This window comes from Actinomadura violacea, assembly GCF_017573465.1.
Classification (GTDB): Bacteria; Actinomycetota; Actinomycetes; order Streptosporangiales; family Streptosporangiaceae; genus Spirillospora; species Spirillospora violacea.
In genome coordinates this window covers 86,962-98,276 of record NZ_JAGEPF010000008.1, presented here as the reverse complement: position 1 = coordinate 98,276, position 11,315 = coordinate 86,962, and the positions used below count along the sequence as shown (strand labels likewise).

At 73.5% G+C, this 11,315-nt stretch carries 9 protein-coding genes; 5 read left to right on the top strand and 4 right to left on the bottom strand.

Going from position 1 to position 11,315, the window contains the following annotated elements; all coding sequences use genetic code 11:
* Positions 1-4: 4 nt before the first annotated feature.
* Positions 5-1,753 carry an ABC transporter ATP-binding protein gene (locus tag J4709_RS13615; protein ID WP_208240822.1) on the top strand — a complete coding sequence of 583 codons (1,749 nt, stop codon included), beginning with the start codon at positions 5-7 and terminating at the stop codon, positions 1,751-1,753.
* Between the two features lie 62 nt (positions 1,754-1,815).
* On the opposite strand, the gene J4709_RS13610 is transcribed toward J4709_RS13615, so the two are convergent.
* A complete protein-coding gene (locus J4709_RS13610; protein WP_208240820.1) occupies positions 1,816-3,897 on the bottom strand; it encodes a S9 family peptidase in 2,082 nt (693 codons plus the stop codon).
* Positions 3,898-4,073: 176 nt separating this feature from the next.
* On the opposite strand from J4709_RS13610, the gene J4709_RS13605 reads away from it, so the two are divergent.
* The 4 genes from J4709_RS13605 (at position 4,074) to J4709_RS13590 (ending at position 7,598) form a co-directional block, all read left to right on the top strand.
* On the top strand, positions 4,074-5,543 hold the full coding sequence (locus tag J4709_RS13605) for a serine/threonine protein kinase (protein ID WP_208240818.1): 1,470 nt from the start codon (positions 4,074-4,076) through the stop codon (positions 5,541-5,543).
* Between the two features lie 69 nt (positions 5,544-5,612).
* On the top strand, positions 5,613-6,512 hold the full coding sequence (mshB, locus tag J4709_RS13600; protein WP_208240816.1) for an N-acetyl-1-D-myo-inositol-2-amino-2-deoxy-alpha-D-glucopyranoside deacetylase: 900 nt from the start codon (positions 5,613-5,615) through the stop codon (positions 6,510-6,512).
* 21 nt (positions 6,513-6,533) lie between these two features.
* A complete protein-coding gene (locus tag J4709_RS13595; protein WP_208240814.1) occupies positions 6,534-7,064 on the top strand; it encodes a DUF6113 family protein in 531 nt (176 codons plus the stop codon).
* 24 nt (positions 7,065-7,088) lie between these two features.
* Positions 7,089-7,598 carry a flavin reductase family protein gene (locus J4709_RS13590; RefSeq protein ID WP_208240812.1) on the top strand — a complete coding sequence of 170 codons (510 nt, stop codon included), beginning with the start codon at positions 7,089-7,091 and terminating at the stop codon, positions 7,596-7,598.
* Positions 7,599-7,874: 276 nt separating this feature from the next.
* Here the strand turns inward: J4709_RS13590 and J4709_RS13585 are convergent, their stop codons facing one another.
* The 3 genes from J4709_RS13585 to J4709_RS13575 all read right to left on the bottom strand — a co-directional run bounded on the left by J4709_RS13585 (position 7,875) and on the right by J4709_RS13575 (position 11,259).
* Complete coding sequence (locus J4709_RS13585; protein ID WP_208240810.1) at positions 7,875-9,491, bottom strand: DHA2 family efflux MFS transporter permease subunit; 1,617 nt, start codon at positions 9,489-9,491, stop codon at positions 7,875-7,877.
* Positions 9,488-10,138, bottom strand: coding sequence for a PadR family transcriptional regulator (locus tag J4709_RS13580; RefSeq protein ID WP_208240808.1), 651 nt, complete (start codon positions 10,136-10,138; stop codon positions 9,488-9,490). Before J4709_RS13580 ends, J4709_RS13585 begins: the two co-directional genes overlap by 4 nt.
* A 110-nt stretch (positions 10,139-10,248) precedes the next feature.
* Positions 10,249-11,259, bottom strand: a complete 1,011-nt coding sequence (locus J4709_RS13575) for an LCP family protein (protein WP_208240806.1) — start codon at positions 11,257-11,259, stop codon at positions 10,249-10,251.
* Positions 11,260-11,315 lie beyond the last annotated feature (56 nt).

The following is an 11,315-nucleotide window of genomic DNA, read 5'->3' as shown; positions in this document are numbered from 1 at the left end:
CGACGTGAGCACCGAGATCCTGCCGGTCGCGGAGCCCGCGCAGGTGCGGGCGTACGCGCGCCGCGTCGCGCTGCGGCACCCCCGCGCCCTCGCCGGGACGCTGGCGCTGCACGGGCTCGCCGCGGTCGCCGGCCTCGTCGCGCCCCGGCTGCTCGGCGAGCTGGTCGAGGGCGTCCGCGACGGGACCGCGCACATCGACACCACCGCGCTCGCCATCGCCGGGTTCGTCATCGTCCAGGGCGTGCTGACCCGGTACGCCTACTTCACCTCCGCGCGGCTCGGCCAGCGCGTCCTCGCCGAGCTGCGCGAGGAGTTCGTCGGCCGGCTCGTCGGGCTGCCGCTGTCGGCCGTCGAGCGGGCCGGCACCGGCGACCTGGTCACCCGCGCGTCCCGCGACGTCGACACGCTCGGCACCTCGCTGCGCCAGGCCGTGCCGGAGACCCTCGTCGCGATCGTCGTCGGCGCGTTCACCTTCGGCGCGCTGCTGCTCAACGGGCCGCTGGTCGCGCTGCCGTGCCTGGTGTCGGTCCCCGTCCTGTGGGGCGTGATGCGCTGGTACCTGCCCCGCTGCCGGGACGGCTACCTGCGCGAGAACGCCTCCTGGGCGCTGATCGCCGACGGCCTCGCCGAGACCGTGCACGGCGCCCGGACCGTCGAGGCGTTCGGCCTCGCCGGCCGCCGGCACGCCCGCGGCGACGCCGACATCGCCCGCAGCTACGCCGCCGAGCGGTACACGCTGCGGCTGCGGACCGTGCTGTTCCCCGTCGCCGAGTTCGGGTTCGTGCTGCCCGTCGCGACGACGCTGCTGTTCGGCGGCCTGTTCTACGCGCACGGGATGGCCTCGCTCGCGCAGGTGACCGCCGCGACCCTGTACGTCCAGCAGCTGATCGAGCCGGTCGACATGCTGCTGTCGCAGCTGGACGAGCTGCAGCTCGGCGGCGCGTCGCTGGCCCGGCTGCTCGGCGTCGGGAACGTCCCGCCGGACCGCGAGACGGGCGACCGGCGGCCCGACGGCGAGCGGCTCACCGCGCGCGGCGTCCGCTACTCCTACCGGACGGGCCGCGACGTCCTGCACGGCGTCGACCTCGACCTGCGGCCGGGGGAGCGGCTGGCGATGGTCGGCCCGAGCGGCGCGGGCAAGTCCACGCTGGGCCGCCTGCTCGCCGGGATCGACGGCCCGCGCTCGGGCGCGGTCACGGTCGGGTCGGACGCGCCCGTCCCGCTGGTCGAGCTGCCCCTGGACGACCTGCGCGGGCACGTCGCGCTCGTCACGCAGGAGCACCACGTGTTCCGCGGAACGCTGCGCGAGAACCTGGCGATGGTCCGCCCGGACGCCTCCGACGCCCGGATCCGCGAGGTGCTGGCGACGGTCGACTGGGACGGCCCGGGCCTGGACGCCGAGGTCGGCGAGGGCGGCGCGGCGCTGTCGCCCGCGCAGGCGCAGCAGCTCGCGCTGGCCCGGCTCGTCCTCGCGGACCCGCACACGCTGGTGCTGGACGAGGCGACGTCGCTGCTCGACCCGCGCGCCGCGCGCCGCCTGGAGCGCACGCTCGCCGCCGTCCTGGACGGCCGGACCGTCGTGGCGATCGCGCACCGGCTGCACACCGCGCACGACGCCGACCGCGTCGCCGTCGTGGAGGACGGCCGGATCACCGAGCTCGGCACCCACGACGAGCTCCTCGCCGAGAACGGCTCCTACGCCGCCCTCTGGAGCTCCTGGCACGGCCCCGCGTCCCGCGCCCCCGCGACCTGAACCGCGTTCACTTGCGGCGTGTCGTCCTCATGAGGCCGCTTTTAAGGACGACACGCCGCAACTCAACGGGCGAGGGCGGACTTGAGGTACTCGACCTGGACCAGCAGGAGGTTCTCCGCCACGACCTCCTGCGGGGTCATGTGGGTGACGCCCGACAGCGGCAGGACGGTGTGCGGGCGGCCGGCGGCCAGCAGCGCCGACGACAGCCGCAGCGTGTGCGCGGCGACGACGTTGTCGTCCGCCAGCCCGTGGATGATCATCAGCGGCCGCTTCAGGTCGCCGGCCATCCCGATCAGCGAGTTCGCCTCGTACGCCTCCGGCTCCTCGTCCGGGTGGCCGAGGTAGCGCTCGGTGTAATGGGTGTCGTACAGCCGCCAGTCGGTGACCGGCGCGCCCGCGATGCCCGCGTGGAACACGTCCGGGCGGCGCAGCACCGCAAGCGCCGCGAGCCAGCCGCCGAACGACCAGCCGCGGATGCCGACCCGGTCCAGGTCCAGCGCCGCCGGATGCAGCCGCGCCGCCTCGATCAGCGCGGTGATCTGGTCCTCCAGCACCGGCTCGACGAAGTCGGCGCGGACCGCCCGGTCCCAGACCGGGCCGCGGCCCGGCGTGCCGCGGCCGTCCGCGATCACCACGGCGAAGCCCTGGTCGGCGAGCCACTGCGCCTCGCAGTACGCCCGCTGGACGGCCAGCACTCGCTGCGCGTGCGGGCCGCCGTAGGGGTCCATCAGGACGGGCAGCCGCCCGTCGCCGGGCTTCCAGCCGGTCGGCAGCACCACGGCGGTGCGGATCTCGCGGTCCCCGGCGCGCAGCAGCTCCACCCGCGGCGTGATCACCGGCGTCTCGGCGAACGACGCGACCGGGTGGATCCCGGACGGCTCGCGCACCTCCACCTCGGTGCCCGGACGGTCCAGCCGCGCGCCCGTGACGATCGTCACACCGGCCGCCCGCACCCCGCCGAACACGCCCTGGCCCTCCGTCAGCCGGACGATCTCCCCCGCGTCGTAGGAGTAGAGGTGCACCTCGGTGGGCTCCTCCGACGCCGTGAACAGGATCGACCCGCCCTCCACGCCGAGGATCGAGCGGACCTGCAGCCCGCCCGGCGTGACCGGCTTCCCGCCGACCGTGATCCGGCGCGTGTCGGTCTCGCGGTCCTCGCTGACCCAGACCAGCTCGCCCGCCCCCGTGTGCGCGGGCAGGCCCGGCACGATGTCGGTCCACACCGGGTCGTGCTCGTTGTGCACCAGCGACGTCTCCCCGTTGGACGGGTCGACCCGCAGCACCCGCTGCGACCGCTGGTCGCGCGGCTGCACCACGATCAGCAGGCCGTGCCGGTCCCACGACGCGGTGACGACGTAGGGGAACATGCCGCGGTCCCACGCGACGCCGAGCCGCCCGCCGTCCACCTTCACCAGCACCAGCGACACCAGCGCGTTCGGGGTGCCCGCCGCCGGATAGGCGATCTCGGCGGGCGTCCGGTCCGGGTTGGCGGGGTCGGCGATGTGCCAGCGCTGCACCGGCGTCTCGTCCACCCGCGCGACCAGCAGCGTCCCGCCGTCCGGCGACCACCAGTGGCCGCGCATCCGGCCCATCTCCTCCGCCGCGACGAACTCGGCGAGGCCGTAGGAGATCTGCTCCGACTCCGGCTGCACGACGGCGCGGTCCTCCGAGCCGTCCATCTCGATCACCCGCAGCGTCCGCCCGGACACGTAGGCGACGCGGCGGCCCGCCGGGTCGGGGCGCGGGTCGAACACCGGCGCCTGCGCGGGCAGCTCCCGGATCTGCCCGCTCTCCAGGTCGGCGACGTAGAGGCGCCCGCCCAGGGCGAAGACGGCCTGCCTCATCTCCCGGTCCGTGGCGTACCCGACGATCCCGCCGGCCTGCTCGCGCGCGCGCTCACGGCGGGCCCGCTCCTCGGCGGGCAGGTTCTCCTCGCCCGGCACGTCCAGCGCGGCCGGGTCGGCGACGAGGCGCTCCTCGCCGGTGCCGGTGTCCAGCGTCCACAGGCAGGTCACCGGATCGTCGCCCGCCCTGGTGCGCAGGAACGCGGCGCGCGTCCCGTCCGGCGCGATCTGGAAGGCGCGCGGGACGCCGAGGGTGAAACGGCGGGTGCGGGCGCTCTGCCGCGGATAGCTGATGCTCATGGCACGAGTCTGCCAGCCCGCCGCGGACCCGCCCGAACGGCCGCGCGGCGCCGGGGCCGCCCCCTATGATTCCGGGCGGTCGTCGCGGCCGGGGAACGGCCCTCGGCCGTCCTCCCGCTCGCGTAAGCTCAAGACCTCCCCAAGCTTTCGTCTCGCGGGTTTTGAAGGAGTGGTCCATGCCGGAGCTGCAGCCGGGCGATCCCCGGCGGCTGGGCTCGTACGAGATCGTCGACCGGCTCGGCGAGGGCGGCCAGGGGGTCGTCTACGCCGGGGTCGACGCCTCGGGTAACAGGGCCGCCATCAAGCTGCTGCGCGCCGACCTGGCCGGGGACGCGGGCGCCCGCAACCGGTTCGTCCGCGAGGCGCAGGCCGCCAAGCAGGTCGCCCGGTTCTGCACCGCGCAGGTGCTGGAGGCCGACGTCGCGGGCGACCAGCCCTACATCGCCAGCGAGTACGTGCCGGGCCCGTCGCTGTACAAGCAGGTCACCGAGACCGGGCCGATCACCGGCGCGGCGCTGGACCGGCTGGCGATCGGCACCGCGACCGCGCTGGTGGCGATCCACCAGGCCGGGATCGTGCACCGCGACTTCAAGCCGCACAACGTGATCATGGCGCCGGACGGCCCCCGGGTGATCGACTTCGGCATCGCCCGGGCGCTGGACACCGGCCAGACCAACGCGACCAAGGCGATCGGCACCCCGTCCTACATGGCCCCCGAGCAGGTCGCGGGCGCCACCCTCACCGAGGCCGTGGACGTGTGGGCGTGGGCGACCACGATGGTGTTCGCCGCGACCGGGCACCCGCCGTTCGGCGACGACACCGTCGTCGCGGTGATCAACCGGGTGATGAACGAGCCGCCGTACCTGGAGGGCGTGCCCGCCGACCTGCACCGGCTGGTCGCGGCGTGCCTGATGAAGGAGCCCGAGCGGCGGCCCACCGCGCAGCAGCTGATGATGGCGCTGATCGGCAGCGGCCCCGGCGGCCCCGGCGCCGGCGGCCCGGGCGGCGTCGGCCAGACCCGGATGGACCCCGGGCAGGCGACCACGATGCTCGCGGAGGGCTCCACGCTCGCCGCCGGCGCGGGCGCCGCCGCGGCGTTCGGCGCGCACCAGGGCGGGCCCGCCGGCGGGCAGACCCAGCGGGTGTCGCCGGCGAACTACACCGGCACGCTGCCGCCCGTCCAGCAGCCCCCGTACCGGGGCGGCGGCCGGCACACCGGCTACGACGACTTCGAGCCGGAGCGCAGGTCCAAGTGGCCGATCTTCGCGGGGGTCGCGGCGATCGCCGTGCTGGCGCTGGTCGTGGGCCTGTTCATGGCCAACCGCGGCAACAACGACAGCCCCGGCACGGGCGGGTCGTCCCCGGCGATCTCCGACTCCGGGTCGCCGTCCAGCACCCGGACCCAGGACGACACCGAGCAGCCGACGCAGCAGCCGACCCGCACCCGCCCGCACTTCCCGAAGCCGACCACGCACATCCCGACGCAGGAGCCGACGACGCCGATCCCGTCCACCGAGCCGAGCACCCCCGACACCCCGACCACCCAGCCGACGCACGGGGGGACGCCGACCGGCAACCCGACCCACACCACGGGCGGTGGAGGCGGCGGAGGCGGCGGCAGCGAAGGCGGTCAGAGCGTCGGCTGACGGGGCGCCGGGCCGCCCGGGCAGGGCGGTCATCGCCGTCCCCGGGGGCCCTGAGTAGGCTCGCTTCTTATGAAGGAGCCGCGGATCCTGTTCGTCCACGCCCATCCGGACGACGAGTCCATCGGGACCGGGGCGACCATGGCCAAGTACGCCGCCGAGGGCGCCCACGTCTGTCTCGTCACCTGCACGCTGGGCGAGGAGGGCGAGGTCATCCCCGATGAGCTGCGCCACCTGGCCTCCGACAAGGAGGACCGCCTCGGCGAGTACCGGATCGGGGAGATGGCGGAGGCGGCCGCGGCGCTCGGCGTGCGCGACCACCGCTACCTCGGCGGTCCCGGCCGGTGGCGCGACTCGGGCATGATGGGCACCGCCACCAACGACGACCCGCGCTGCTTCTGGCGGGCCGACGTGGACGAGGCGGGCGCGGAGCTCGCGACGATCGTCCGGGACGTCCGGCCGCACGTCATCGTCACCTACGACGAGCGCGGCAACTACGGCCACCCCGACCACATCCAGGCGCACCGCGTCGCCCGCCGGGCCTACGAGCTGGCCGCCGACCCGGCGTTCGAGGACGGGCAGGAGCCGTGGCGGGCCGCGAAGTTCTACGCCTACGCCACCCCGCGCACCGTGCTGGCGCGGGCGATCGCGGTGATGCGCGAGGCGAAGCTGCCGTTCGCGCGGGTCGCCGGGCTGGACGAGCTCGGCTCCGGCGTGCCGGACGGGCAGGTCACCACGGTCGTGGACGCCCGCCCGCACCTGCCCGCCAAGCTGTCGGCGCTGCGCGCGCACCGCACCCAGATCACGGTCGCGCCGGAGGAGGCCGGGCCGTTCTTCGCGCTGTCGAACAACCTCGGCCAGCAGGCGTTCGGCACCGAGTACTTCATCCTGCAGGCGGGCGAGCTCGGCCCGGTCGGCCCCGGCCGCCGCGAGACGGACCTGTTCGCCGGTCTGGACGACGCGCGGGGCTGAAACGCTGGATACGCTGAGCCTGTGGACGAGGACGACGAGGCCCGGGTGAGCCTGGCCAAGGACGATCTCCCCGCGGGCGCGGGCGCGGGCGCGGGCGCGTCCGCCGCGGGCGCGTCCGCCGCGGGCGCGGAGGCGGGCGGCCGCGGCGAGAGCCCGCTGACCGCGGTGGTCTCGGGCGCCGCGTACGCGGCGCTCGGCCTGCTCGGCGGCGTGTTCGGCGTGGTCGGCTCGTTCGCGCAGGAGTGGACGGCCGGGAAGGTGCCGGTCACCTCGGTCGTGCTGGTGCTGCTGGTGTACGCGATGGCGCGGCTTTCCGGCTGGGGGATGGGCGGCAAGATCGGCGCGGCGGTGCCGTCGGTGGTCTGGGGCGTCGTGGTGATAGTGCTGTCCATGCAGCGACCGGAGGGCGACCTGGTCGTTCCGGGAACGCTCGCGGGGTATGTGTACATCGTCGGCGGCATGGTGGCCGCCGGGATCGCGGTGGCGCGGGTGCCCTCGCCCGGCCCGGCCGGGCAGTGGCTCACCGGGAGGGCGGCGCGTACCCGCGGGTAGGGGGATCGCTAGGGTGTGCGGGTCATGAGCGGCGACCGTGTGGGCCCGGGCGTGGATCCCGACCTGTTCCGGCGGGTGGCGGGCAGGTTCGCGACGGGCGTCGCGATCGTGACGAGCGTGGTGGACGGCAACGACCACGCCATGACGGTGAACGCGTTCGCGTCGGTGTCGCTGGACCCGCTGCTGGTGATGTTCTGCCCCGAGAAGATCGCGCGCTTCCACGACCTGGCCCTGGAGGCGGGCGAGTGGGCGGTGTCGGTGCTCGCCGAGGAGATGCGGGACGCCTCCCAGTGGTTCGCGACCCGCGGCCGGATGCTGGACGGCCAGCTGCAAGGTTGGGACCACGCCCGCGGCCCCGTCACCGGCGCCGCGATCTTCAAGAACGCCGTCGCGGCCCTGGAATGCCGCACCCACGCCGTCCATGAGGCGGGCGACCACAGCATCGTCGTGGGCGAGGTCCTGAGCCTGGACGTCCCGTCCCCCGACGCCCGCCCCCTCATCTTCTACGGCGGCGACTACAGATTTTTGAGTTAACCCAGGGGGCTGTGTTTTCCCAGGGGGGCGACCCCCTGGAACCCCCGTTGCGACGGACGAGGCGTTTCCCGCTCCGCTGGCGCTCCGCGTGAAACGCCCACTTGTCCCAGGGGGGCGACCCCCTGGAACCCCCGTCACGACGGACAACACGTTTCCCGCTCCGCTAGCGCTCCGCGCGAAACGCATTGTCCGTCGTCGGGCAGGCCCGCTGCGCTCGCAGAGCTCGCTCCGCGTGCCTGCCCGTGACGGTGGCCTAGCTTCAACCTGCCGGGTCGGCTAGCTGTTGACGGTGGCGGGGGCTGGGTCGGTTTTGCCGGGGGCCGGGGTGGAGCGGTAGCCCTTGACGCCGAAGCAGGCCGCGGCGCTGGCCAGGACGACGACGATCGGCAGGATCATCGTCGGCTTCATGGCGTGCACGAAGCCGTGCGAGAAGACCTGGCCGGCGACCTGCTGGATCTGGTGCGCGACGCTCTGCGGGACGCCCGGCGGCAGCTTCTGCTGCGTGCCGGTCTGGCCCGCGCCGACCTCCAGGCCGCCCTTGGCGGCGCCGGCGAAGCCCTTGACGAAGCCCGGCCGCACCTCCGGCGGGAGCGCGGCCGCGCGGGTCGCGGCCTCGTCCTTGAGCGAGGAGGCGAGCTGGTTCTGCAGGACGGCGCCGACCGCGGCGCTGCCGAGGACCGAGCCGATCTGGCGGACGGTGTTGTTCACGCCGGACGCGGCGCCGGCCAGCCGGGGCGGGACGTTACGGGTCGCCTCGGTGGCCATCGGCGCGAACACGCCGCCGATGCCGAACCCGGCGACGACGAGCGCGGGGATGAACGCGGTCCAGCCCGTCCCGACCTCGGCGACGAGCACCAGCCACAGCATGCCGATCGCGTAGAGGGTGAGGCCGGCCATCAGGATGAACTTGCCGCCGATGCGGTCGGACAGCTTGCCGGCGACGGGCGCGAGGAACATCGACACGACCGAGGACGGCGCCATCACGAGACCGGCCTTGAGGGCGCTGAAGCCGAGCACGGACTGCATGTAGATCGTCATCGGCAGGAACATGCCGATCATGCCGATGGAGACGGCGGCGCCGACGAAGTTGAGGATGGTGAAGTTGCGGTCGCGGAACAGCGAGAACGGCACCAGCGGCTCGCGGTCCTGCTGGGTCCGCTGGTAGAGGTAGAAGACGACGAAGAGCCCGATCCCGGCGGCGATGAGGCCCCAGATGCCCTCGTTCCAGTCGTACTTCTGGCCCTCGGTCAGCGCGAACGTCAGGCAGAACAGCCCGGCGGAGGCGAGCGCGACGCCGGCGATGTCGAAGCGGTGCTTCACCGTCGGGGTGTGGCTCGGCAGGATCGGGAACGCCAGCGCCAGCACGATGATGCCGATCGGCAGGTTCACGAAGAAGATCCACCGCCAGTCGAGGCTGGTGACCAGCAGGCCGCCGATGGTGGGGCCGGCGATGGTGGACACGCCCGCGACCGCGCCCCAGATGCCGAGCGCGGCGCCGCGCCGCTCGGCCGGGAACACGCTGATGATCATCGACATGGTCTGCGGCATCAGCAGGGCGGCGCCGAGGCCCTGCACGCCGCGGGCGATGATCAGCTGGGCCGGGTCCTGCGAGATCCCGCACGCCAGGCTGGACACGGTGAACAGCGCGACACCGGCGATGAACAGGTTCTTCTTGCCCCACAGGTCGCCGAGGCGGCCGGCGGTGATGAGCAGCACGGCCAGCACCAGGATGTAGGCGTTGACCACCCAGAGGACCTCGTCCAGCGAGGCGTTCAGCTTGTCGATCATGCTCGGGATCGCGATGTTCACGATCGTCAGGTCGAGCAGCGTCATGAAGAAACCCAGGGAGAGCGTCAATAGGATCGCCCATGGGTTCCCGCGCCACTTGCTCATGGTGCCCCCTCGTCGTTACGGAGTGATTCGTAGTCGGTGCAGTGTTCGTGCTGGTCGGGCGGGTGGCACGAGGTGATGCCGGCGTCGCCGGACCAGGTGAGCCGCCCGGACTCCAGGTCGTCGGCCAGGTTCTGGACGAACTCCAGCTCGCCGCGGAACCGGTCGATCGACCATTCCTGGTCGAGCAGCTTGTAGCGCTCCAGGCCGCGCTTGCGGAGCGAGTCGTTGATCGTCCGGTGCCCGACGAGCAGCGCCTCCAGCGCGATGGCGCGGGTCCGCAGCTGCCGGGCGACCTCCGCCTCGGGCAGCAGGTTGATGAACGCCAGGCCGGTGCCGAACAGCGGGAACTCCTCGACGGGCTTGGCGAGCAGTTCGGCGAGGCGGATGTGCGCGGCGTCGCGCCCGGCGCTGGTGACCGCGTAGACGGTCCGCTCGGGCCGGCGGCCCTCGCGCGCCGTCTCCAGCGGTTCGATCAGGCCGGCGGAGGCGAGCCGCTCCACCGAGTGGTAGAGCGAACCGTGCGTGACCTTGACGGCGTGGTCGTAGGCGTGGTCGCGGATCCGCTGCTGCATCTCGTAGGGGTGCATGGGCCCGCCGCACAGCATGCGCAGCACGGTCAGCGCGAGCGGTGTGAGGGGTCGGGACATGATGCGACCTTCTTGGTCGAAGCCGATTAGTCCACTTAGACTAATCCATTCAGACCCGGGTCGTCACATTGATTTGATGCCCGACTTATCCGCACAGGTCACATGCTGTTCTAGCGGACGGTACCGACAGAGTTCGCGGCCCCGTTGCGGGCCACGAAGTCGCCGACCCGGTCCCGCCGGACGTCGGCGAACAGCTCGCCGTCGGCGGCCTTGTCGAGCAGCACCACGCTCTGCCCGCCGCGCGAGGCGAACCGGTCGACGGGGGCGGTCAGGTACTCCATCAGCGGGGTCTTCAGCAGCCGTGCCGCCAGCCCGCGCAGCGTGCCCGCGGTCACCGAGTCGTCCACGGTCACCGAGTGCGTCGCCGCCCGGATGAACCGGTCGATCTTCAGCGGGTTGCGGGTGTCGAGGGCCTTGTCGGCGAGGGCGTGCAGGAACGCCTGCTGCCGCTTGATCCGGTCGAGGTCGCCGCCGGGCAGGTTCCAGCGCTGCCGGACGAAGTCGAGCGCCGCCACGCCGTTCAGGTGCTGGTGGCCGGCGGGCCAGGTCCGGTTGTGCATCGGGTCGTAGGTGCGCTTCTCGACGGTCACGTCCACGCCGCCGAGCGCGTCGGTCATCTTGACGAACCCGCCGAAGTCGAGGGCGGCGTAGTGGTCGACGCGGACGCTCGTGAGCTGCTCCACGGTCCGGATCAGCAGCTTCGGCCCGCCGTAGGAGAACGCCGAGTTGATCTTGCCGTTGCCGTGCCCGGGGATCGGCACCCAGCTGTCCCGCGGGATCGCGATCACCGACACCCGGCCGTCCCGCCCGGACAGGTGCACCAGCATGATCGTGTCGGACCGGGCGCCCATGGACGGCATGTCCGAGCGCCGGTCCGACCCGATCAGCAGCCAGTTCTCACCGCGCCCGGTCGACACCGGGCGGCCGCTGCGCTCCGGCATCGCGCCCGCGATCCGCTTCACGCCGTCGTTGTAGGCGTTCTCCAGCAGGTAGGCGCCGCCGCCGAGCAGCGCGAGCGCGCCGGCCGTCAGCACGCCGCAGCCGATCAGCACCCGGCGCCGCCTGCGGCCGGCCGGCTCGTCCTGGTCCGGGGCGTCCTGCTCGGACGGGTTCGGCAGCATGCGCACACCATCCCGCCGAGCGCGGCGGGTCCGCCGCAGACAGGCGGACCGCGGGC